The organism is Algoriphagus sp. 10J20-15 (genome assembly GCF_055809615.1).
Genome location: NZ_JBVVUG010000039.1, coordinates 16,444 through 41,818, shown reverse-complemented (window position 1 = coordinate 41,818; position 25,375 = coordinate 16,444). Strand labels below are relative to the sequence as shown.

The following is a 25,375-nucleotide window of genomic DNA, read 5'->3' as shown; positions in this document are numbered from 1 at the left end:
GAACAATGGGTTTCAGCCAGGGGCTGAAATGAATATTCAGATCCGAGGTATGGGATCCCTTAATGGTGGCTCTCCCTATGTAGTTATTGATGGGATTCCTGGAGACATGGATCGCTTGAACCCAAATGACATAGAATCTATTTCAGTATTGAAAGACGCTGCAGCATCTGCAATCTTTGGAGCACGAGCACCATATGGTGTTATCGTAATTACTACAAAATCAGGAAGAGGTAAACTGAAAGCAAGCTATTCGGGAAGTGTAGGGGTAGCTTCTCCTCAAAATCTACCATCCATGCTAAACTCTTATGATCACGCCAAGGTAATTAATGAGGCGGGTGTATTTGGGGCTGGCGGAAGATTTTTCCCAAACAGAACAATTGACAATATTCTTGCTTTCCAGAACGGTGACTTTGACTTCCTAAGATCAAATGCCAACTTCCCTGCCGATGCTACTTTCTTTGAAACAACGCCTAACCCCAACAACGTAAATCAATGGGGTTTCAACCAATTTGGTAATGCTAACAGGGATTGGTTTGATGAATATTTCGGTAAGGGAATGATTCAAAAGCATGACCTCAGCCTTTCAGGTGGGTCTGAAAAAACTTCATATTACTTCTCTGCAGGTTTATATGGTCAATCAGGTGTCTTAAACTATGGCACAGATACTTTTGATCGCTATAATATCATGGGTAAGATTACAACTTCCATTACAGATAAATGGGATTTTACCTACCAGCCACGTTTTTCCAAGCAGATCAGGGAAATCCCTAATATGGACAGACAGGGTAGCTATGATCTGATTTTCCATCAAATCGCCAGAACCATGCCTACTAATGCTATGTACGATGGCTTTGGAAATATCATGATCCAATCCAAAATCCCTTGGGTAAACGATGCTGGTACAGATATCACTGAGACCACCGAAAACTGGCACACCTTTGCAACCGACCTGAGACCTACAGAAGGATGGACTATTCATGGAGATTTTGCCATGAAAAACACTGATATTTTTTATAGAAGTAATGAACTTACCGTATATGACCATTTAGTGGACGGAACAGTCACACCAAGTGGAAACACAGTACCAAGCAATACTAGAAGAACTCATTATAGTAATTTGTATTGGACTAGTAACATTTACACTTCTTACGAATTCCAGCTGAATGAAGTCCATAATTTCAAAGCTATGGTTGGAACCCAATTTGAAAAGACTCAAAACAGGAATTTATCTGGATATAGAACCAACCTATTGGTACCTAACGTCCCATCTTTGAACACCGCTGATGGGGAAATTCAAATGAATGAAAACCTTTTAACAGTAAGTACTCAGGGTTATTTTGGAAGATTCAATTACAACTTTGATGAGAAATACCTGATTGAAGTAAATGCACGATATGACGGTAGCTCAAGATTCAGAGAAGGAAACAGGTGGGGCTTTTTCCCATCCTTCTCAGCAGGGTGGAATATTGATAAGGAATCTTTCTGGCAGCCAATCAGCCAGACGGTAAACACGTTTAAAATCCGTGGTTCGTGGGGTGAATTGGGGAATCAAAATGTAGATCCTTATCAGGATTTGCAACTTATTCCGCTATCTGGCAATGCAGTAAACTGGATCTTCTCTCAGGGCGGAACAAGACCAATCGGATTTGCTGGCACACCTTCATTGATTAGTCCAGACCTCACTTGGGAAACTGCAAGATCTATAGACATCGGTGCTGATATGAGCTTCTTGGATAATCGTTTGAAGTTTGTATTCGACTGGTTTGAAAGAACAACTTTTGATATGATCGGCCCCGTGGATCCTGCGCCAGGAGTATTGGGTGCTACAGTACCGCAGTCTAACAATGCCACGCTAAGAACAAGAGGATGGGAAACAACCATTAACTACGGTCAAACGCTTTCTAATGGACTTACTTTCAATGTAGGCTTCAACATTTTTGACAGCCGCACATTTGTAACAGAGTATCTTAATCCTAACGGCGTACTTTCTACCTGGTATGAAGGTAGAGAGCAAGGTGAAATCTGGGGTTACACTGCCAATAAATTATATGCAAGCCAAGAAGATGTAGATTCTTACACTTCACAAGTAGACTTATCTGATTTGACAGGCCTTAGCTGGAATCCAGGTGACGTAAAGTATTTAGATATTAATGGAGATGGAAAAGTTGACAATGGAACTAATACCCTGAAAAACCCTGGTGATTTAAGCATAATTGGAAACAGTACTCCAAGATGGCAGTATGGTCTAAATCTCAATGCCTCCTTCAAAGGATTTGACCTTTCTATGATCTGGAGAGGAGTAGGAAAGAGAGACATTGCATTTGGCTCTGGAGACAATATTTTCTGGGGCTTCAGATCAGGTAATCAGTCCTCCTTATTTCCAGAACATTTGGATTATTTCAGAGACACTCCCGGGGATATGTATACAGGACTATATGAAGGTGATGCTAATATCAATTTAGACGCCTATTTCCCAAGACCTTATATTAATGATGGTCAAAACAATAAAAACAGATTGACCAGTACAAGATACCTTCAAAGTGGAGCCTACTTGAGATTGCAAAACTTGCAGGTAGGATATACACTTCCAGACCCGGTGTTGAACAAAATGCGCCTGAGCAATTTCAGAATGTATGTAACAGGAGAGAATCTATTGACTTTCTCCAAAATACCAGTAGGTATAGATCCAGTAGCTACCGGAAGTTCATGGGGAGCTGGAAAAACCTATGGAGCGGATAGAATGATATCTGTAGGTGTACAAGTATCCTATTAAAATGACGATGACAATGAAAAAATCAATATCAATATTTGGACTCTTGATTGTTCTGGCCGGAACTTTTGGATGCGAATCCTTTATAGACAATGCGCCTGAAGATCAAATCGCGGTTGAAGACTATTTCAAAACTGCAAATGACATAGAAAACTATGTAAAGAAGTACTACGCAGGACTTCCTACCCATGGTTCTGCAAATCTCCCTTTATCAGAAACTAGCTCAGACAATCTGATCGTAGCAGTCCCTAATGCAGTGATTCAAGGTTCACGCGCTCCTAGAAATGGACAATGGACAGGAGAATGGGATGACATTAGAAGTATTAATATTTTATTTGACAATCTAGAAAATGTGCAGGACGATCTGAGTTCATATGCGCAATTTCTAGGAGAAGCTCATTTCTTCAGAGCTTGGTTCTACTACGAGAAGCTACAGGTATATGGAGATGTGCCGATTTATACGAGTCAGTTACTCCCAGGTGATGAAGGGCTTTTTAAATCACAAGACCCAAGAACTGAGGTTGCTGATTTTATATTATCTGAGCTGGATTTTGCATTCCAACATCTTGGATCCAGAGCCAGCGTAGGTAATGCCAGACTGAATAAAGAAACTGCTCTTGCATTTAAAACGCAGGTGGCTCTTTATGAAGGCTCTTGGCAAAAATACCATGCAGGTACTGAATTCGGTACTAGCGGCGCCGATCCTAACAAGTACTTTCAGGAGGCTGTCATTGCAGCAGAAAAACTTATGAATGGTAGCTATACTGTAGGCGTATATTCCACAGGAAATCCAGAGTCAGATTATTACGATTTATTCGGAAAGGACAACATGTCTGATATAAACGAAGTTCTTTTTTACCGAATTGCCAGCACATCAGAGCAACTAGGTCATGAACTGCAGTTTTATACGACCAGACGCACAAGGGATATGTCTTTGACATGGTCTTTGATCAGTTCTTACCTCGGCAAGGATGGCAAACCTTATAACTATGAGGCTCTCACTCAAACTGCAAAGGGAAATGAATTTCTTAAGAAAATTGCAGAAGAAACTGATCCGAGATTACAATCCACAATCTGGATCCCAGGGGATTTAAGAGTAGCTAGCTCAGGACAGGTATTTGATAAACCTTTCTTGACTGGCGGATCCGAGGAACTTTGTTCAACCGGATTTCAAGTGAAAAAATTCTCAAACCCTTATTCTTCGGCAGCAGGTGCAGATTTTGGAGGATTAAGTCAAACAGGAAGAATATACTTCCGATACGGAGAAGTGCTACTAAATTATGCAGAAGCTAAATACGAATTAGATGGTACCATCGCATTCGAAGCTCTCAATTTACTGCGTGATCGAGTAGGCATGCCAGCGTTTGAAGTAATTCCTCAGTCTGAGTATGGAGCCAATTTGCTCGACTATGGCTATTCAATTGACGATGCACTTTATGCCATTAGAAACGAAAGAAGAGTGGAGCTAGCACTGGAAGGTCAGAGACCTGATGACTTTAGAAGATGGGCTGCTCATAATCTGGTAATTGGAAAAGACCAAAGGGTTACCCTTTTGATCCTGCAGAATTCCCTGGCTTCACTCCTCTGATCGATGCAAATGGTCAGACAGACTATTTCAAGAACCAGTTGCCAAATGGATATGGATTCAGACCTGATCAGGATTACCTCACCTCAATTCCTTCTGATGAATTAGTGTTGAATCCTAACCTCGTACAGAATCCAGGCTGGGAATAAAAAAACTTCATAGGTTTAATTTGGGTTTATAAAAGTAAAAAAGGGGATTTATAATCTCCTTTTTTATTATTTCAGATTATCTTGAATGCCCATCTTTTTTTAAGTATCAATAAATCGAAATGGAAAAATCTAAAAAGATCAAAACAAAGGATAAAATCTTACTAACTGCCATCAAGCAATACAACGAAGTAGGCGTCCAAGGCGTGACTAGTCGGCATATTGCTGGAGAAATAGGCATTAGCCATGGCAATTTAGATTACCACTATAAAACCAAAGAGGATTTGATATTGGCAATCCATGAGAAAATGAGGGAAGAAATGAGTGGAATTTATGAAAATCAAAACACTATCATTTCCTCAATAGAAAACTTCCATTTTGCTATTGATCCAGTTTGAAGAGTTCCAGTACAGATATAGATTTTTCAACCTAGACGTCCTGGAAATCACCCGCTCATTCCCAGAGGTAAGCAAATTGATACAAAGTACCTTAGAACTCAGAAAATCACAAACTGAACTTCTTTTCGAAAGGCTAATTGAAGAGAACTTTATCGCAAGTAATTACGCTGAGGAAGCTGAAAGAATACAACATATTATCCGTATGGTTATTTCCTTTTGGCTATCACAACGCGAGGTATTAATTACCTACAACTTTACTGAAAAGGGAGAAATGGTCAAAAGTATCTGGGCAATAATCAATCCCTACCTGACTGAAAAAGGCAAAGAAGAAAAAGAAAAAGTCATAGCCAAATACGGCTATACACAGATAGAATCAAATAATGAATAGTAAAACCACAGTTTTCTGTCTAGGAATAGCGCTTTTATCCCTTATTTCAACACAAGAAAACCTAGCCCAGACATCACAAAGTAAACCCAACGTCCTCTTTCTTTTTGCTGATGATCAGCGAGCCGATGCATTAGGGGTATCTGGAAATCCTTACATCCAAACACCAAATCTGGATCAGTTGGCTAGTGAAGGTAGCCGATTTGCCAATGCCTATGTAATGGGCGGAAATCATGGAGCTGTCTGCGCAGCAAGCCGAGCTATGCTTTTAAGTGGAAAAAGCTTGTTTCATGTCTATGACAAGCTCCAAGGTGAACGAACCATGCCTATGGACTTTGCACAGGCAGGATATTCTACATTCGGCACTGGCAAATGGCATAATGAGAAGACCGCATTCGAAGCTAGTTTTCAGCAGGCAAAAAATGTCTACCTAGGTGGAATGGCTGATCACTACAGTGTAGCGCTGCGTGATTACGACGAAAACGGAAAACTAGGTGAGCCAACCCAAAAAGGATATTCCACCGAAGTATTTGCTCAAGGTGCTATTGATTTCATTAATTCTCATGCGAAGGCAGGTTCTGACAAACCATTCTTTGCTTACGTAGCATTCACAGCACCACATGACCCTTACTCTCCGGAGGCAGGCTACATTTCTCACTATCCAGATGGTTCTTTGCCCCTTCCAGGAAATTACAAACCATATCATCCCTTCGAGTTTGATAATTTAATGGTGCGTGATGAATTGCTAACGGACTGGCCAAGAAAGCCGGAAGTGATCCAGATGATACTTTCAGACTATTATGCTTTGGTAACTCACTTGGATAGCCAGATTGGCAAAATCATCCAAACCTTAAAGGATAATAACCTTTACGATAACACCATCATCGTTTACGCAGCTGATAATGGTTTGGCAGCGGGAAGTCATGGATTGCTAGGAAAGCAAAGCCTGTACGAGCATAGCACCAACGTACCGATGATCATCAAAGGCCCTGACGTTCCGAAAAACGAGACTTTCGACGCGATGGTCTATCTCTACGACTTGTACCCTACCCTTTCAGAATTGGCTGGCTTACCTAAACCAAATCAAGTGGATGGAAAAAGCTTGACTCCCATCTTAAAAGGAAAAGAAAAGGAAGTTAGAAATAGCTTATTTACTGCTTACCGATATACAGTGCGTGCAGTCAGAACAGCAGAATGGAAGTTAATTCGCTATCCTGAGCGTGATTATTTCCAGCTTTTCAACTTGAAAAATGACCCCTTAGAATTGAATAATCTGGCAGAAAAACAAGGAGTATTCCGGAACTAAGGAAGAGTTAATCACTTTGCTCAAAGACTGGCAAAAAAACGCGGATGATACCGCAGCATTTACTACTAAAGTAATCAAGCCATTGGAATATGATCCAGCCACACTTACCCGTCAACCAGATCGATGGCAGCCAGACTATACGCTGAATAGGTATTTTGGAAATATGGAAAAGTAAGGTATGTCTGAAGGTTAAGTTCAATTGTCTTCAAAAAAATCAAAAAAAGGGCTCCTAGGTAGGAGCCCTTTTAATTCACTATTAATTCTAAAACTATTCTTTAATACCCAGTGATTCTGAGGAGTCAAATTTGGGTTATTCTGCATTTCTGGAAGAGGATAAGGCATTAAGTAATGCTTTGCCTGGAGCGTTTGATTAGAGCTTGGATTGGTATGTCCTTCAAAATTGTCAAATCCATTGGTAGCTTCATTGTACACTTTGCGCAAGCGAAGCATATCGAACCAAGTAATCTGCTCGTAGCAGAGCTCATGCCATCTCTCTCTTAACACCGCATCTCTGAATGTATCTGCAGTAAATCCGCCCACAGATGGAGTACTTAGTCCCGCTCTGTCTCGAATTCTCTTCAAGCTTTCAACCGCCAAAGCATTTGGACCCCCAACTTCGTTCTGTGCCTCTGCGTAGATCAACAATACTTCCGCAAATCTGATCAATGGGACATTGAGATTATTAGCTCTAGTGCCCGGCTGGTCTTTAGTGCCCAATGCCATCTGATTAAAATGCTTGAAAATATACGGGGCACCTAGGTCAAATTCAGCACCGCTACCATTCGTATAGTAAGTAGTATAAAAGAACCCTTCCTGATTCACCGCCCTCTTATCTCCAGGCTCATATGAATTGTAGAAATCCTCAGTCGGCACAGTACTCCCCGTACCTGAAGGTCCTGCGAATGTTACCGGCTTAAAGTTTGGAAACATATTATTCATTGGATTACCAGCAACGATTACGTTGTACTGAAGCATGAAAATATGCTCTAGAATGTTGTCGTTATTCTCATCGTGGATTGCCTTATAGGTAGGAAACAAATTAATAGATAAAGGATTACTGTTAGCGTAATCGATCACCTCTTTTGACTTATCAGCAGCCATTTGGTAATGAGATGCTCCCAAACTCAATGGAAATCCTGCCATAGTTAAATAGACCTTCGCCAACAATGATTTGGCAGCAGCCAAAGATGCCCTACCACTATTGTCCATCCATGGTAAGCCTGCTGATTCCGCCGCTTTCAAATCCTCAACGATCAAGGCGTAAACGTCCTCTTGCGAAGCAGGTGCCGGTCTAAAATCTTCAGAACTGGCTGTTTGTGGCAACGTAATCAATGGCACATCACCCCAAAGTCTAACTGCATAGAAATAAGCCCAGGCTCTCAAGAATCTTGCTTCACCAAGGATTTTCGTTTTCTGTGCAGCATCCATTGGCGTAATTGCCGGCACTTTCTCCAACACCAAATTGGCTTGCGCAATCACTTTATACAAGCCATTCCACCAGTTGATCACATGTTGAGTTCTTCCATCATAGATTAGACCATATAGGTTATTCAAATCGGAATTTTGTGCTGTTTCAGTGGTAGATGTACCTGTTGGAGCTTCCAATAATTGCCAGGTAGAAGAAAAGATTCCTCCATCTCCTCCTATAAATCGAGTATCAGCATAAACTGATGCAAGTGCTGCTTCGGCGTGGTCTGGAATAGTATAGAAACTTTCCGGTGTCAAATTAGAAGGATCCTCTTCCTCCAGAAAACTTGAACAACCTACAAATCCTGCCACTAATGCTCCAAATAAGAACAATCTGCCTGCTTTGTTATATATGTTATTTTTCATTGTTATATCGCTTTAAGTAAAACAAGGATTAAAGAGTCACCTGTAGACCGAACATAAAAATTGTAGGTCTTGGATAACTGTGCCAGTTCATACCCTGTGAGAACACATTACTACCGTCACCACCTCGTATAGGTGTTGTTTCAGGATCTCCATTGATATCTTTTCCTGTCAAAAGGAAGAAATTCTGAGCTGAGGCATAGGCTCTCAATCTACTTAGCTTGATAGCGCTGGTAACATTTGAAGGAAAATTATATCCCAGTAACAGGTTTCTACCTCTAAGGAAGGAACCATCTTTCACCCAGTGTGAATCCACATTTGTTACATATCCAGCACGAGTATCACGTATCTCAGCAATCATCGTATTTTGATTCTGAGGTGTCCATGCATTCAATACTGAAGTGTAGCTATTTGCTAAAGCCTGACGATCTTCACTTGGGTGAAGTGTCATATCTAGTACATCATTACCCACACTGTATTGCAGCTCAACAGTAAGGTCAAAATTGTGAAATCTGAAGCTATTGGAGATTGCTCCCCAGAAATCAGGACTACCGTTACCTATGATCATTCTGTCCGAATCGTTGATTGCTTTATCACCGTTTACGTCTAAATATTTGATATCTCCTGGAAGAATAGTGAGTCCATTTCTATAACTCACAAATTCCGCAGCTTCTGCTCTTTCTGCCTCACTCCAAGTACCCAATCTTACAAGTCCCCAGAATGAACCTACTGGCTCACCTACTCTGATTATGTTGGTTTGATTAGTAAAATTAGGACCACCTACACCGAAAATATCTGCTGGCGTAGCTAGTGATAAAACCTTGTTTCTATTTAGCGAAAGGTTAAAAGAAGTATTCCAGCTGAAATTTTCTGATTCAAAATTCACGGAATTTAGAGTGAATTCTATCCCTTTGTTCTCCATGGAACCTACATTGCTTCGAATGGTCGCATAGCCACTTGTTCTTGGCACTGGGGAATCCAATAGCATGTCAGTAGTTTTTCTGTAATACAGATCCACTTCCAAATTCAATCTATTATTGAACATCCCTAGCTCAACCCCAAAATCCGTCTGAGCTGTTTTCTCCCATTTCAAATCCGGATTTGCTAGTCTATTGATACCAGTTCCACCCACTTGATTCTCGTTGTAAATAGCTGAATAATTAGAGCTCAATAAAGAAAGTGAGGAGTAAGGCGGAATTTCAGAGTTACCTGTCAACCCGTAACTCGTTCTAATCTTCAGGTTTGAGATAGTTGAATTACCCTTTAAAAATCCTTCCTCAGAAACTCTCCAAGCTAATGCGGCAGAAGGGAAAAAGGCATATTTGTTATTGTCACCGAATTTGGATGAACCATCGGCACGACCAGTCGCAGTAAACAAATACTTATCATCCAGAATATAATTAATTCTAGCAAAATAGGAATTTAATGCTTCGCGCGCTGCACCAGAACCTACCCTTGGTAATTGACTTCCAGCTCCAAGGTTATTATACAGGAAGTAATCTGTTGAAAAATTCTGGATACTAGCACTCATGGAAGAGAAATTGCTCTCTTGCCAGGAAATACCCAGTAATCCTTCAACAGCATGTCTTTCAGCAAAGACCTTATTATAGGTCAAGTAATTCTCAAGAGACCAGAAGGTGTTTTTACTTAAACTTTTGGATGCGGTACCACTTTGACCTATGGCCAAGGTCCTTGTCTCAGATCTATCATTTTCTTGGGTTAGGATATTTACCCCCAAGGCAGTTCTCATTTGAAGTGCATCAGAAAACTTGATATTGGTATACGCACTTCCCAAAGTTGTTTGCGTATTGAGAATATATCTCCTTCCAGACAATCTGTGCATGGAACTCATGGTGCCCTCAGCAAATGGATAATCTCTGTTATTTGCAAACGTACCATCTTCGTATTTCACAGGAAGGAAAGGAAAATCCTCCACCATCTGTCTAGCTACCGCATCAGATACATCGACTAGATTTTCTGACTGATTGTTATAGCTTAGACTACCACCTACTGTCAACCAAGTTTTCACTTTATCTTCTATGGTAAAACGCGTAGAATATCTTTTTAAATAGGATGTTTTCACTAAGCCTTCATCATCTCTGTATCCTAAAGAAAGAGAATATGAAGTACGTTCGTTACCTCCTGTAAAGCCTAATTGATGGTTTTGAGAAAGTTTATTTTGAGTAGTTTCTTTTAGCCAATCGGTATCGTAAAGTGGATTTCCTTGGCTATCAAAAATACGCGGGTCAGTTCTACGGAGAGCTGGGTTCAGATATGCCCATTTGCCAGCATTCCATCCTTCTGGATCATATTTGGCCATATTTGCCCAAGCCAGATCTTCCACAGCTAGGTATTGCTCGGCATTCAATACTTCCGGCCTATTGGGACCGATGATAGGAACACTTAAGTCCACATTATAGGTCACACTTCCTTCGCCTGATTTACCTTTTTTGGTAGTTATGAGAATGACACCATTTGCTCCTCTGGAACCATAAATAGCAGTAGATGAAGCATCCTTTAAAACTTCTACAGATACGATATCGTTAGGGTTGATGTAATCAACTGCACTACTTTGCTGATCCAAAGTACTCATCGGCATCTGGACACCATCTATCACATATAGAGGATTGTTGGATGAGTTGATTGAACTGAAACCCCTGATTCTCACAGTAGTTCTTCCCCCTGGTCTTCCTGAGTTATTGTTTACTTGAACACCGGAAATTCTTCCCGCCAAAGCTTGATTTAGAGATGCAGCTGGACGCTCTCTCAGTGCTTCTGCACCTACAGAACCTACCGAGCCCGTCAAATCACTTCTTTTGGTAGTACCGTATCCAATTACGACCACCTCATCTAATGCTGTTGCATCAGGTCTAAGAGTAATGTTGATGACAGATTGAGAACCAACTGTTACTCGCTGTGGCTCATATCCTATGTAGGAAAATATCAGCTCAGCATTGTCAGCCACAGTAATTGTATACTTGCCATCTATGTCTGTAATGGTACCAGAAGTAGTACCAGCTACTGATACTGTAGCACCAGGAAGTGGTAATCCTGTTTCATCCAAGACTTTCCCGGTTACAGTTACATCCGCTATTATTAAATTTATCAGGGGATCTGCATTAGCACTTGTAATTACTATAGCACTAAACATAAGTTGAATTAAGAACCCATACAGGACTCTTTTTAGACACCCGCAAGAGTCGTCTATGTAATGTTGATTTCATATTATGTGAGGTTTATTATTAAAATTGACTAAAAATATTCTGTAATTATTTTTCAAAAAACAGATTACCGAGTATTGTGCAGCGAGGAATTTTCTAAAATATCAACTGCTCCTTTCAAAGGTTCCTTTAGTTTAATTCATTGGCATTTTTTTTATGTAAAAATTATTTAAAAACTAGTTGAAACGTCAAACAATAAATAATATAAAACCATAGAGATCTAATCTAAATATTCATAACCAAGACCAAATCAACCTAAAAAGCATTAAAACACTGATAAACAAAGAATTACACTCTATATATAAATGTCAGGTATCCCAAAACACCTATATAAAGTAATTCGTAATATAAAAAATGAATCTTATGCAAAAGCAGCATAGAATCACAATTAGAGATTCAAATTTTTAAAATTAGTAATACCGAAAGTTAAGATTTAACAAAATTATTAAACATATCCAATATTAATTGAACTAAACTCATTTAGAGTATTAATAAATCAATTTAAACATACCAGCCCTGTGAAAAAGACCTCTTCCTAATTTAAACAAAAAAATTTATCATTTGACCTGAGTAATAAAAAAATATTAACAATCAAAAATACAAGCTATTACCCTACTTAGCTAAATTTTACATTTTTAATAAAAAATATTAAATATAAATAAACCACCATTTCCTTTTTAGCAAAGAAAAATCTATCCATGATGGATTCTGATACCTTAAAACTCCAAATTGAACAATTTTAGTAATCATGTTTTTTATCAAATGAATTGAAAGCACCTCATAGACTAATTCATGAGTCGGGAAAAAATTAACTTTTCCCAATAAAATGTCCGAAAATCCCAATTTTCGTGTTCGGTTTCGTGACAGAAATTACCTTCAACCTGCGTGTATTAGCTAAAAATCGATTTAATTGAGATTGGAATAAGTATTGAATCTCTCAATCCTAAAAACAAACTATGCTAAGCTTCCTTCTTTGGTGCATCCTCTTTATCCTTTGCTGGCCATTGGCAATTATCGCTCTTCTCCTCTACCCCATAGTATGGCTTCTTTTACTTCCTTTTAGGCTATTGGGATTTGCTGTTGACCTTTCCTTTGACCTGATCAGAAACATCTTTATGCTGCCCTTTACTTTGGTAGGCAAGCGATAGAAAGCAACTTATTTGGAGTGATAGTGCTTTACCAATTTCATGATTTTATGGAATACTTCAGTATTTTCATAAATCCCTCTGAAATCACCCGAATGTACACCGTAAGCAAAAATCGGAACCATAATCCCGGTATGATCATCAGAATGGTAAGCTAGCTCTACAGTTCCAGTTGCAATATCCCCCTGCGGAATAGAAACCCCTCCTGTCTCATGATCGGCTGTAATGATGACCAAAGTTCCGGGATTTTGATCTGCAAACTGTATCACTTTAGCTATTGCCTGATCAAAATCCAGCATTTCGGAAACTATCATGGAGCTGTTATTCTCATGCCCTCCCGAATCGATATTGGCTGCCTCCACCATTAGGAAAAAAGGTGTGTTTTTTTCCGCTAAAAAGTTAAGACCAAAGGCGGTGCTTTCTACCAAATATTCTCCTCTTCCTTCCAGCTTTTTAGGCAAAGCATTATTTGCAACAAAATAACCTATTCTCTCCGCCGATGTTTCGCCGAGACTCTCCACCATGGTGAAACCAGCATCTTGAAGATTTTTCGACTCTGAGGAAAATTTTGCTCCTCCACCAGCGATAAACATGTCCAGTTTACTCTTCGACAAATACGCTGAGATGTGATCTGCATCGTCACGCTCAGGATGATGAGCATAGAAAGAGGCTGGCGTTGCCCCTGTCAATTGATCAGTGGTGATGATGCCGCTCGCAAAACCATACTGATCCAAGATGTCTGGCAGATTTGACAAAGCCTTGCCTTCCGAATCCACTCCCAAGGCTCGATTATTTGTTTTTTCGCCTGTGGCATAGGCTGTGGCTCCGGCCGCTGAGTCAGTTGTAAAATCGTCTGCCGCTTGAGTTTTCACCAAACCCAGATTCTTCAGCTGAGTCAGGTTCAATTGATTACCATTGGAAAATAAAGCGGCAGAAATCTGAGCCAAGCCATTACCATCCCCTATCATCAGAATCACATTTCGCACAGGCACATTGGCTCCATCCAGTTCGAATGTAGGCTGATACACTTCATGTTTTGAGGTATTATGATAGACATTTTTAGTCAGCTTACTGAGGTAATCAGCAGCCTCATTTGGATGATCTGTGTTGATGTAATCTTCTCCCATTTCATAGAAAGCCTTCCAGGCCGACTTGCTATCCGGCGATCCCCAAAAGCGCACAGGCTTACCAAAACTATGAACCAAATCAATGAAGTTTTGGAGCTTCGCACGTTGTTCTTCCACCATTCTCCCTTTTCCATTCCAAATAGAAAACTGCCTAAAACTTAAGCTTACCATTCCGATTTTATCCCAAGGCAAATCCTTGCTTAATTCCTTACTTTGATAATCAAAAAGCATCCAGTCCGGATAATTTTTATAATCGTCAGGGTTTGGTCTATTTCCGGAAATGATCAATTTCAATCCACCCGGATTACTGGCAGAAAAAAGTACATCCTGATAGTTCAACATGCTTTGCTCTAATACTTCCAAAGTAGAATAGGCTTCCGTCTTTAGGTCCACCAGCAAATGAAAATTGATGGAAGGAATAATATCATTTTTTAAGCCTTCTTTAATGGGGTCTAAATACAAACTTTCTATGGTACGTCGAGAGTCAATACTCTCCACTTCATGAGCAGCCATCAGCATACCATCTTGCAGGATCAAATCGACTTCAATGGAAGTAGCTCCTGCACCATAGGCCGTCCAAAAAGGCACAGTCTGCAAATAGTCGTTGTGGGAATGGATTTGAAATGCTGCCTGATTCTGAGCAGAAAGGCCAAAAGAAATCAGTAGTAGCAGTAATAACTGAGTTGAAAAGAATTTATTCATGCCTAAAATTAGGGTATTCAATAGGATTAAATGCCTTCATTATGTTCAAAAAACAAAGCCTTAACATATTCATAAACTATAAAGCATTAGAGTAAAACATAGAAACCAGTGTAAAAAATTAATACCCTAATAATAAAGCTATTGTATAGCTGACTTCGATTTCAGATTCTATTAAATCATAACATAAACATGAAGCAAAAAATAAAAATCATCTTCAAATTAGTAGGAACTTGCTATTCAAAATACATCTTATGAAAACCTCCATCAACGTACCGTTTCTAGCTTTTTGCCTGTTTTTTTACTCTGCTATTTCTGCTCAAGACCTCAAAATCAACCAAATCCAAGTAATCGGCAGTCACAATAGTTACAAAAGTCAAATGGCACCGGAATTACTGGCTTATTTGGCCAAAGTAAACCCATCAGCATCTCAGAGTTTGGAATACGCACATATTCCTTTAGAAGCTCAACTTGATCTGGGACTTAGAAATTTGGAACTTGATGTATACCATGATCCCGAAGGAGGAAGATATTCAAACCCAAAAGGATTGGAAATCATCAAAGCCAGCGGTGGGGAGATTCGGGATTATGATCCTAGCGATGCACTTTCCAAGCCTGGAATGAAACTGTTCCATGTGCAGGATCTGGATTTTCAGTCTCACTACCTACTTTTTGCAGATGCTTTGACAGCACTCAAAAAATGGAGCGACAACAATCCTGAGCACTATCCTATTTTTATTTTGATCAATGCAAAAGATGGAAACATACCTGGCACTCGCCCTATTTTACCTTTCACTGCTGCCGCGTTGGATAGTATTGACCTGGAAATCAGGACACATTTAGGAATGAATAAACTAATCACTCCAGATAGGGTAAAAGGAAAGTATGCTGATTTGGAAGCTGGCGTGTTGGCTGGAAACTGGCCTAAATTGGATGATGCAAAAGGAAAATTCCTTTTTGTTTTGGATGAAAGTGAGGAGAAAATCGATCGATATCTCGAGGCTAAGCCTGAGCTAAAGAATGCTGTGCTTTTCGTGAATAAAAAAGAAGGTAATTCTACCGCTGGATTCAGGATTATTAATAATGCAGTGAAAGATGCAGCCTACATCAGAGACCTAGTCCAGAAGGGATACATGATCAGAACGCGTGCGGATTCTGACACGAAACAGGCCAGAGCAAATGATTACACCACATTTGAAAAGGCAAAAGCTTCTGGCGCACAAGTAATCTCTACGGACTATTATTACCCTTCTACTTTCTTTAAATCAGAATACAAAGTTAATTTCGAAGGAAACACCTACGAAAGACCTAATCCAGTATTGGTCAACAAATAGCTTTACTGCATTATTTTGAACAAAAAATACCTTCTTCCAAGCATCCTTGGCGCTGCAATTCAATTAATCGGCGCCAATACACCGCTCGTTGCGCAAGGATCAGCTGAGATTGAAATCGCTTTTCTCTCAGACATCCATCTTCAGGACATTTATGCAGACCTGCAGTCACCTGATTTTAATGGAATTCTGAATCCAAAAACCGGCAAATACGCGACTATTCGTACCATGAAAAGTCAGTTGAATTCCACCCGGCTTTTTAATGAAAACTATTTTGCTTTCATCAGCGCATTGGAAGATTTGCGGGAAAAAGGGATTCACCTCGCAGTGCTTCACAGGCGACTTTACCGATGATGGCCAACCGATGAATGTCCTAGCTCTACAGAAAATTCTTGAGCACTATTCCAGCAAGTTTGGAATGCGCTTTTTTCTGACCACCGGAAATCATGACACAGTGAAGCCTTACGGAGGTCTTGCCGGCAAGCGTGATTTTCTTGGCACCGATGGAAAGGAGCAGGCTATTGCTGGAGATGCAAAGGTATTCCCAGCTCTTGAGGCGGCGCAATCAGATCAAATCAATTACTGGGGCTATCCTGAGGTTACTGCTGCTTTGAGCAATTTTGGTTTTTTCCCTGATGAAAAAGACCTCTTTTGGGCACATCCTTTCCAGAAGCTTGATTATGAAAACTATTCTTTCGAACAAGCTATGGCCTCTGCTAACCTCGAACAGAGAAAGTACCCTCTTTCGGATTCAGGGTTATTTCTACCGGATGCCAGTTATGTAGTTGAGCCTATCGAGGGAATCTGGCTGCTGGCTTTGGATGGCAATGTATTCACTCATTCAGGAAGTAATTTGAAAGAAGGCTGGAAAGGCTCCTCTGTTGGATTCAACCAAGCTTCTATTTCCAAAAAGCATCAGCTAGACTGGATTAAAAAAGTAGCTGCAGAGGCAGTAAAGAGAGGAAAAACGCTGATTTCTTTCAGCCATTATCCCCTAGTGGAGTTTCATGATGGAGCTTCCGAAGAAATGAAATCACTCTTTGGACCTAGAAAATTTCAACTGGAGCGCGTGCCTACCAACGAAACCAGCGAACTCTACGCCACTGCAGGCATCCACATTCATTTTGCCGGACACATGCATATCAATGACACCGGAGTTTATCAAGACCAATCAACCACCCATACCATGTATAATATTCAAGTACCTTCTTTGGCTGCTTTCCCACCTGCTTATAAGACTGCAAAAATCTCGAAGAAAGACAATTTTGAGATTGAGACTATCCCACTGACGGAAGTAGATCATATGAATGAATTCTTTGATCTCTATAGAATGGAACATAGATGGCTGCTGGAAAATCAAGATCCTGGAATTTGGGACACCACCATTCTAGCATCAAAAAATTACCTGGAATACACCCGGAATCACTTACTTGAATTGACCAAGTCCAGATTTATTCCTTCAGATTGGCCAGAAAACCTCGCCCTGCTGTTGCAAAATATGACGGAATCTGAATTAAGGAATTGGAGTCAAATCAATGAAAAAGAAGGGGAAATTTATCTTTCTAAAATAGTAAATAGGTTAAAATCCAGCTCTACACAAAGCGGCTCTAACCTAAGTATAATCGATGATTTCTACCTTTTGAAAAATGGAGATGACCTTGGTAAACGCCTCATTCCAGACAATAGACTAGGTTTTTACACGGAAATCATCCCCGTGATTATTCAAAAAACAAATTCTCAGGAACAAATTCATAGTAAGGAATTGATTCAGTTTTTTAGGATTTTTGACCTGCTTTTCCATTCCCAGCCTGCAGATCATTTTTCGATTGATCTAAAGAAGAATACCATCAAAATGATTGAAGATTGATTTTCTGGAGTTTTACTTGATAAAGGAATAGCATCAGAAATACAATACTGATCGTACCGTAGGCACTCTTCAAAATACACGACCTAGGGAACCCAGAATGTTGTTTCTGGGCTAGTATTGGTCTAGCCTTAGGTAAGATGTTTTCAACCTTCTAACTTTCTCTTGCTTGCTCAACCTAAATGCTTTTTTCTTCCAACCTTCATTAAGGCTACTACTATCCTAAACAATCCCCAATCTATGAACGCCAAAGGCACGATGGGTAGCTTTACCTTGTCCTATTTTGCCCTAAAAGCGTAGAAATAGCAAAGCCGATGAGTAATCTCATCGGCTTTGCTTTTAATAAGAGGTTTTCAACTATTAATACCCATGATTTTGCACCAAGAAACCAGAAACATTTGAGGCTCCATCAATTGCCCTTTGTGGAATTGGGAACAATCTTTTGTTCGGATCGCTATCGGTTTTCTCAGTCCAGCTATCTTCATATTTACCAAATCTGATTTGATTGGTTCTTCTCAAACCTTCCCAATAAAGCTCAAAGCCAGATTCACGGAATAGTATATCCAAATCAATCGAAGCCAAAGGAGCAGGTGTTTGCGCAGGACGAGCTGTTCTCGAAGTTCTGAGGGTATTGACATCTGCAAGTGCCCCTGCATTATCACCTTTTCTCAACTTGGCCTCAGCACGCATCAAATAAACCTCACCTAATCTCAGCAAAACGATATCTACACTGCTATTTGAACAGCAATTCGGCGCGGTTCGGCTAAACTGATATTTAGAGAATCGATTTCCAGTATTGTGCAAGCTACCCTCGCTGGTAAAATCCACCTGGAAGGTGTGATCCACGTAACGGATATTTGCTCCACTACTTCTTCTGTTAATCACTGGATAGATTTTCACTTTCCCATCAGTATCCCGAATAATCGCTCCGGTTTCATCTTTTCGCGGTCCCCAGATAATATTTCGAAGAATCCCTCGATCCATTTCAAACTCGGTATCTTCTACTGTGTAATAGTGATCTTCATCATTTGTAGGATTAACCCCTGTTAAGTCTTGAAGATTCTCAGGAACCATCGTATTGCGCATGAAGAAACGTGCATCTGCATCCGCAGGATCCACATTACCATATGCGTCATACCAGGTTTGCACGAAATCCGGTGTAGCAGCGACCGCATCAGTTCCTCTAGTGCTAGGGTACTCAGGTCTTGGAACCTGATCACCCGAAATTGACCAGTATTGCCATCTGCTATGCTCAGTCTGCAATACACCACGCTGGTCTAGAGAGAAAATAATCTCCTTATTGGTATTATTATCATCATTAAATAAAGCGAAGTATTCAGCAGACAAGGTGTAAGGTCCATTGATTATATCAGTCGTGTATTCTATGACCTTATCCATGTCTTCAGTTCTGAAGTCAGGTGTACCATAAGGATCACGATATACAGCGGCATTCAAATACAAGCGAGCTAACATTCCCTCAACAGCATATTTATTTATTCGGCCTGGACCATTAGTGCTACTGATCACATTGACAACCGAAAGCAGCTCATTCTCAATGTAATCGAGTGCTTCTTGGCCACGCAAAATGACAGACTGTTCGTCAGAAGCATCTTTTCTGAAAACCAACCCCCAGTTGTCCAAAGCAAGCATATTCAAATATGCCTTCATTGCTATCATTTCATACAGTGGGTTTTGAGCATTCGTGTTCCCGTTTTCCACCTCTAGAGTCAATTGCTCCTCTGCCGCTACTGCTCTAGAAAGTGTCAAGGTGATGTAAGTCCAAGAATCACCAACTAAGCTGTTTCCAGGAGTCATCAAATGCTGGTGTATAGCGATAAACTTACCTCCATCAAACCAATCTGTACCTCCACGGTAGGGAAGAATCCCTTCGTCTGAAGCTACTTCTTGAAGACCAAAATTAACGGTATGCATCCATACCTGCCGAAGCATCCCATATACTGGCGCAATAGACCCGCTGACGATTTCTGCTTCGCCAGTACCTGTTAGTGACTCATCGAGGATGTCTTCATCTAGTGTAGTGCAGCTTAGAAATGCAAGCAACAATGCAGCTACGGGAAGTATTCTATTAAACTTGATATTTTTCATTTTATTAAAATTTTCTAGAAGATTATCTGGTGATCTTTGAGTGATTAAAAGGTGACATTCAAGTTGATTGTGAATGTCCTCGCTCTTGGGTAGGTGAATCTGTCAATACCGAAAGTCTGAATTCCAGAAGAAGTAGAACCTGTATTGACTTCAGGGTCAAATCCGGAGTAGTCAGTTATCACGAAGAGATTCTGACCGGTAACTGAGAGCCGGATATTTTGGAATGTATTGCCCATTCCAAAGCTTGTTGGATTCACATTATAGCCCAATGTTGCGTTGTTAAGTCTAAAGAATGACCCACTCTCCAAAAATCGTGTTGACACTGTATTGGAGTTGTTGAAAGATTCCTCTGGATACTGTACGGCAAAATCTGTGGTATTATTTGATCTGGAAAGTTGGGCTTTGGTAAACAAAGACATGGTCGTGTGATTGTATATCTTGTTGCCAGCAGCTCCATTAAAGTTTAGACCCAAGTCGAAACTATTAAATCGAAAATTGGTATTGAATCCGTAGATGACCTTTGGTATAGCGCTTCCTACCACGCTTCTGTCATTATCCAGAATTTGTCCATCATTATTGATATCCACGAATTTATTGAGTCCATCTTCTCCGATTCCATCAAACTCAAGCATGTAAAAAGCTCCGATCGGTTGATTATTAATGTAGCCATTAATAGTGGCACCAGTTTGGCCTGCGCCCTGCGCTGCCCCAGTAGTCAAGACTGCGTACGGAGAATCTCTCACCTCATTTTTAATAAATGTGACGTTACCACCAATTTCATAAGAGAAGTTGGTTGATTCCTTACTAGCATAATTCAAAGTAAGCTCCACACCACTATTGTGGATTTCCATATTGTCGATATTATCCCAAAAAGTGGAGGTAGGCTGAACTGGATCTGCAGGAACTACCTCAAGGAGGATATTTGAGGATACCTTGTTGAAGTAATCCAACGTACCGCTCAACCTGTAATCCATCAAGGCAAAATCAATTCCGAAATCGATTTGGGTAGAAACTTCCCATTGCAAATTTGGATTTGCTAATCGCGTAAAGACAATACCATAAGGGTAGCTATCTAACGTAGTTCCGTCAGTGTCTATTGGGTAAGTATTCAAACTACCTGAACCAGTTGCCAATCGATCTTCGGAATAACTGGCCTTGGTGATCTTAGACGGGATCTCCTGATTTCCTGTTTGACCCCAGCTCGCACGTACTTTAAGGTTATTGAAAATGGAGTTAGCCATGAAAGCTTCTTTACTCAAATTCCAACCCAATGCAAATGAAGGGAAGTATCCATACTTATTGTTTTGTCCAAATTTGGAAGAACCATCTGCCCGGAAAGTAGCTGTAAATAAATATTTATCAGCATATACGTAGTTCAGTCTGCCAAAGAAAGATTGTAATTCATTTCGCGTCGCAGAAGCATTTACCGTTGTTGGAAACTCGCTAGTACTGTTATGGTCCTGATATCTTGGTTCTATATTGTTTGCAGCAAATCCTCGGTAATAAGTTCCTCTAAATTCGTCCAGAAAAGTCTGGTAAGAATGTCCTGCTAACACAGTAAAATTGTGTTTGTAATTGTTCCAATTATAGGTCAGGGTGTTTTCTACCAAGCTATTGGTATTGGAAGAAATAAGTTCGTCCAAGGTGCCGTCAGAGACATTAGATTCGTTGATCACCTCTGTATATGGCTTGTATTGCACATATCTGTTGGTGGTGGAATAATCCACACCTAAATTCAACTTATACGTCAAGCCATCAAAAATCTCAAAAGATGGGGAAATAGTCCCTAAAATCCGGTTGTTTGCCGCATCATCGCTGTACAAATCATATCGCTTGATTGGATTCAATGCATTTGTATTCAACAGCGTAGGTTCGCCATTCGTAAAAGCTGGAATTGTGGGGTTGAGCCCCAACATATCGCTAATCGTTCCAGTAATTACAGGTCTAAGGTTCTCTGTGTAAGCAGCTGTAAGATTGTAATCAATATTTAATCTGCCTTCAAAAGCCTTTTGATTTACGTTTAGTTTACCTGAATAGCGCTTCAAGTCACTGTTTTTCAAAATACCTTCTTGCTCCTGAAAGCCCAATGAAGCGAAATAGGAGAATCTCTCCGTATTGGCGCCACTCATGGATAAACTATAATCCTGAGAAAAGCCTACTTGAGTCAACTCGTCTTGCCAATTGGTATTTCCTCCAAAATCCTCCAGATTCCCTCCCACTGCCACTACTTGCTCTCTAAACTCATCCGCACCAAAGACATCAATCTGCTTTGCCATGGAAGACCAAGACGTTCCAACGGAGAGGTTCACCTGAGAGCTTCCCTTTTTGCCCTTTTTGGTGGTAATAACCACAACCCCATTTGAAGCGCGAGAACCATAAAGCGCAGTTGCACTAGCGTCTTTAAGCACATCGATACTTTCAATATCATTGGGGTTTAGGAAGTTGAGCGGATTTGATGCTACTCCAGTTCCAGAGTTATCCAATAAAAACCCATCCAATACGTAAAGCGGCTGGGTACCTGAGCGTAAACTTCCGATTCCACGGATGATCACATTTTGATTTGCACCAGGCTCACCACTGGTAGAAGTAATGTTTACTCCTGCCATTTTTCCTTGCAACAGATCAACTGGATTTGTGATCACTCCCCTATTAAAATCCTCACTTTTAACAGAGCCAATAGCCCCAGTAACATCTGATCTTTTTTGGGTACCGTAGCCTATCACTACTAGTTCGTCTAGTTGGGTAGCATCAGGCTGCAACTGTACATCAATGATGGATTTTCCATTCACGGAGATTTCTTGGAGTATATACCCCACATAAGAAATCTGAAGAATAGCGTCTTCACCCACCTCAATTGTAAATTTGCCATCCAGATCAGTAACCGTTCCATTTACAGTACCTTTTATCTGAACTGTGGCTCCTGGAAGTGGCTGACCCGTTTCATCGGTGATCGTTCCAGTCACTGACTGTTCAGCCGAAATCAAGGTAGATGTCGACAGACTAGTTCTAGTCTCTAGTTCTTTCGCGAGTAGTTGCGAGGAACTGGAGACTGATGTCCAAATCAACATACAGGTGGACGCATAAATAATTTTAGATAATTGTAATTTTGTATTCATAAAATTTATTGTATATAAAAGAGAACAATTCATATAAAAAACTAAACCAACCCTGTTAGCTAGCCAAAATTCAAACGCAAAAGTACCGCTTACCTAACACAGTCCTGTTAAGGCTATTTTAGGCTTATATTAAGTAAACTGAACCAATTTAAAGATCTATTATTTGCTCGATAATGATTTCATCTCAGTAACTTAAAAAAAACGACAAACGCCTAAAAAGGCTTTAAAAATGTAAAATAAGGCCTTTCACGGGTTTTAATAGTGGAATAACAATCCCAACAAAGAGTCAAAAAAAAGAAACAAACCAGCTTAAATTATTATTTTGTTAATTAATTAATATCTTTTGTAGACATACCTATAATTAAATTAACTTAACATTATATATACACTAGCTATACTCCCTAGTATTTTATTATCACATAATAATTTTAAATATGTCCACCCGCTTTTCTGCCAGTAAGGTAGCAAAGGCAAGGTAGGATATGTTAACCTTAAGAATTGAGGCTACTTCAGCCTGTCACGCCCTTGTGGGAGTCTCGGTTGCTTGTAGTGAGCGTAGCTGAAGTATCGGTCTTCTACCCTGACAGGCAAAAAAGCTAAGGCGACTTGCTTCATTGCAGATCATCTTATTTTAAAAAACTCACAAGAATAAAGGGTTGCTTTAAGAAAGCTAAGCAACCTATTTCTCAACTTAATTGGTCAGAAAACCAACCTTTCAACAGTGAAAGGAAAAAGTAATTATTCATAGAATTCCTTCGCTATCATAATCATGTTGACGAATAGTTTATAAATTATATGATTATTAGCTTTTAACAATTAACAAAAACCCAATTCCTGATGAAATCACTTTTTCCCACGTCCCACACTGGTTTTTTCCTGTGCTTATGTTTTCATTTCCCTTGTTTTTTTCTCCTGCCAAAAGCCAGAAGAAAAAACAATAACCCAAGAAATTGCCTCAGACAACCTGTTGAAGGATTATGTAATGGCTCCAGACTCTGCATTCAAATTTGAAGTAGTTCATACGGTCACGGGGGCAGAGTATGATTATCACGTCATCAAAATGACTTCACAGCACTGGCTCACTCCAGAATTAGTAGATAAGACCGAGTGGTGGCACTGGATTTCTATGGTGGTGCCTAGAGATACTCCCTTTGAAACAGGGTTGATGTGGATTGGCGGGGGAAGTACAAACACAAAAATGCCGGAGAACCCTGATGAACTGATTTTAGCCGCAGCGATGCAGACAAATTCAATTGTGGCACAAGTCCATAATATTCCTTTCCAGCCCTTAACCTTCGCGAACGATCCAGAAGGAGAAAGGTATGAGGATGCCATTATTGCTTATGGCTGGAGAAAGTTTCTGGAAGGAGGCGCTAAAGACGAAGATGCGATTTGGTTGGCTCGCCTCCCGATGACCAAAGCGGTAAAACTCGCAATGGATGCTACTTCAGAGGTAGTAAAAACCCTTTATGACAAAAACCTAAACAACTACGTCGTCGCTGGAGCATCGAAACGTGGGTGGACCACTTGGACAACTGCAGCTGTGGATGATAGGGTCGTTGCGATTATTCCAATCGTCATAGACATGCTAAACTTAGAATCTTCATTTAAGCATCACTGGAAAAATTATTGATTCTGGGCTCCAGCCGTAGATAATTATGTGAATGAAGGTGTAATGGACTGGATGGGGACTCCTGAATTTGATAGGCTATTAGCGATTACAGAACCTTATACTTTTGCTTCTGAGATGGAATTACCTAAGCTCTTGATCAATGCAGCAGGAGACCAGTTTTTTCAACCGGATAGCTGGGAATTTTATTGGAATGATCTGCCCGGTGAAAAGCATATTCAATACGTCCCGAATTTCGGACACGACTTAGGAGATTCTGATGCATTACCAAACATGATCTCCTTTATTCCTCGGTGTTAAACCAAAAACCTAGACCTAAATACGAATGGAAAATTGAAGGAGACCTCATTTCATTTCAAGCGGATCCTGCCGACAAACCAATTTCAGTAAAAATCTGGAGCGCATATAATGATAAGGCTAGGGATTTTAGAGTGGATGTGTTTGGACCAAATTGGAAAGCAACTGAGTTAGAAATGGAAGCAGACGGACTTTATGAATTCCAGATGCCAGAACCTGAAACAGGGTATCAGGGATATTTTATGGAAGTCACTTTTGCAGGTCAGGCGCCTATGAAAGTAACAAGTGGTGTAGAAGTTCTGCCTAGATCCTATCCATTTGAGGAATTTGAACCTTCCCATGCTGTCTTAGAAAAATCAAACTAAAATTTTATAATAAAAACTTCCTTCATTTCTACATTTCCTTCCTATCCTTCTAAA

General features: G+C 40.2%; 13 protein-coding genes and 2 pseudogenes. 10 read left to right on the top strand and 5 right to left on the bottom strand.

Annotated features, from left to right (window positions below; genetic code table 11):
• Positions 1-13: 13 nt before the first annotated feature.
• The 6 genes and pseudogenes from AC0L6R_RS16625 to AC0L6R_RS16600 all read left to right on the top strand — a co-directional run.
• Positions 14-2,773: pseudogene (locus AC0L6R_RS16625) on the top strand (SusC/RagA family TonB-linked outer membrane protein); the annotation flags it as partial.
• A 13-nt stretch (positions 2,774-2,786) separates the two neighbouring features.
• Positions 2,787-4,358 carry a RagB/SusD family nutrient uptake outer membrane protein gene (locus AC0L6R_RS16620; protein WP_473272198.1) on the top strand — a complete coding sequence of 524 codons (1,572 nt, stop codon included), beginning with the start codon at positions 2,787-2,789 and terminating at the stop codon, positions 4,356-4,358.
• Positions 4,359-4,623: 265 nt separating this feature from the next.
• Positions 4,624-4,899 (top strand): TetR/AcrR family transcriptional regulator, encoded by a 276-nt coding sequence (locus tag AC0L6R_RS16615; RefSeq protein ID WP_473272197.1) that lies wholly within the window; start codon positions 4,624-4,626, stop codon positions 4,897-4,899.
• The gene (locus AC0L6R_RS16610; RefSeq protein WP_473272196.1) at positions 4,880-5,287 is read left to right on the top strand and encodes a TetR/AcrR family transcriptional regulator; all 408 of its coding nucleotides are present in this window, start codon (positions 4,880-4,882) and stop codon (positions 5,285-5,287) included. The genes AC0L6R_RS16615 and AC0L6R_RS16610 overlap by 20 nt, the downstream gene beginning before the upstream one ends.
• A complete protein-coding gene (locus AC0L6R_RS16605; RefSeq protein ID WP_473272195.1) occupies positions 5,280-6,590 on the top strand; it encodes a sulfatase family protein in 1,311 nt (436 codons plus the stop codon). Before AC0L6R_RS16610 ends, AC0L6R_RS16605 begins: the two co-directional genes overlap by 8 nt.
• Positions 6,591-6,606: 16 nt before the next feature.
• A complete protein-coding gene (locus AC0L6R_RS16600) occupies positions 6,607-6,765 on the top strand; it encodes a hypothetical protein (RefSeq protein ID WP_473272194.1) in 159 nt (52 codons plus the stop codon).
• A 20-nt stretch (positions 6,766-6,785) separates the two neighbouring features.
• Here AC0L6R_RS16600 and AC0L6R_RS16595 read toward each other — a convergent pair whose 3' ends face one another.
• The 3 genes from AC0L6R_RS16595 to AC0L6R_RS16585 form a co-directional block, all read right to left on the bottom strand.
• Positions 6,786-8,423, bottom strand: a complete 1,638-nt coding sequence (locus tag AC0L6R_RS16595) for a RagB/SusD family nutrient uptake outer membrane protein (protein WP_473272193.1) — start codon at positions 8,421-8,423, stop codon at positions 6,786-6,788.
• Positions 8,424-8,451: 28 nt separating this feature from the next.
• Positions 8,452-11,571: a SusC/RagA family TonB-linked outer membrane protein gene (locus tag AC0L6R_RS16590; protein WP_473272192.1), complete on the bottom strand. Its 3,120-nt coding sequence runs from the start codon at positions 11,569-11,571 to the stop codon at positions 8,452-8,454.
• 1,226 nt (positions 11,572-12,797) lie between these two features.
• Positions 12,798-14,615, bottom strand: coding sequence for an alkaline phosphatase (locus tag AC0L6R_RS16585; RefSeq protein ID WP_473272191.1), 1,818 nt, complete (start codon positions 14,613-14,615; stop codon positions 12,798-12,800).
• Between the two features lie 251 nt (positions 14,616-14,866).
• Here AC0L6R_RS16585 and AC0L6R_RS16580 point away from each other — a divergent pair, with 251 nt between their 5' ends.
• From AC0L6R_RS16580 to AC0L6R_RS16570, 3 genes are read left to right on the top strand one after another with little or no spacing between them, the layout of a single operon-like run.
• Positions 14,867-15,946 (top strand): phosphatidylinositol-specific phospholipase C1-like protein, encoded by a 1,080-nt coding sequence (locus AC0L6R_RS16580; protein WP_473272190.1) that lies wholly within the window; start codon positions 14,867-14,869, stop codon positions 15,944-15,946.
• A gap of 15 nt (positions 15,947-15,961) precedes the next feature.
• The gene (locus AC0L6R_RS16575) at positions 15,962-16,297 is read left to right on the top strand and encodes a hypothetical protein (protein ID WP_473272189.1); all 336 of its coding nucleotides are present in this window, start codon (positions 15,962-15,964) and stop codon (positions 16,295-16,297) included.
• 10 nt (positions 16,298-16,307) lie between these two features.
• Complete coding sequence (locus AC0L6R_RS16570; protein WP_473272188.1) at positions 16,308-17,810, top strand: metallophosphoesterase family protein; 1,503 nt, start codon at positions 16,308-16,310, stop codon at positions 17,808-17,810.
• 357 nt (positions 17,811-18,167) lie between these two features.
• Here AC0L6R_RS16570 and AC0L6R_RS16565 read toward each other — a convergent pair whose 3' ends face one another.
• Complete coding sequence (locus tag AC0L6R_RS16565; protein ID WP_473272187.1) at positions 18,168-19,913, bottom strand: RagB/SusD family nutrient uptake outer membrane protein; 1,746 nt, start codon at positions 19,911-19,913, stop codon at positions 18,168-18,170.
• A 44-nt stretch (positions 19,914-19,957) separates the two neighbouring features.
• Entirely contained in the window at positions 19,958-23,029 is a 3,072-nt protein-coding gene (locus tag AC0L6R_RS16560; protein WP_473272186.1) for a SusC/RagA family TonB-linked outer membrane protein, read from the bottom strand.
• Between the two features lie 982 nt (positions 23,030-24,011).
• Between AC0L6R_RS16560 and AC0L6R_RS16555 the strand changes: the two are divergent.
• A pseudogene (locus tag AC0L6R_RS16555) lies at positions 24,012-25,321 on the top strand (PhoPQ-activated pathogenicity-related family protein).
• The last annotated feature ends 54 nt before the right edge of the window (positions 25,322-25,375 follow it).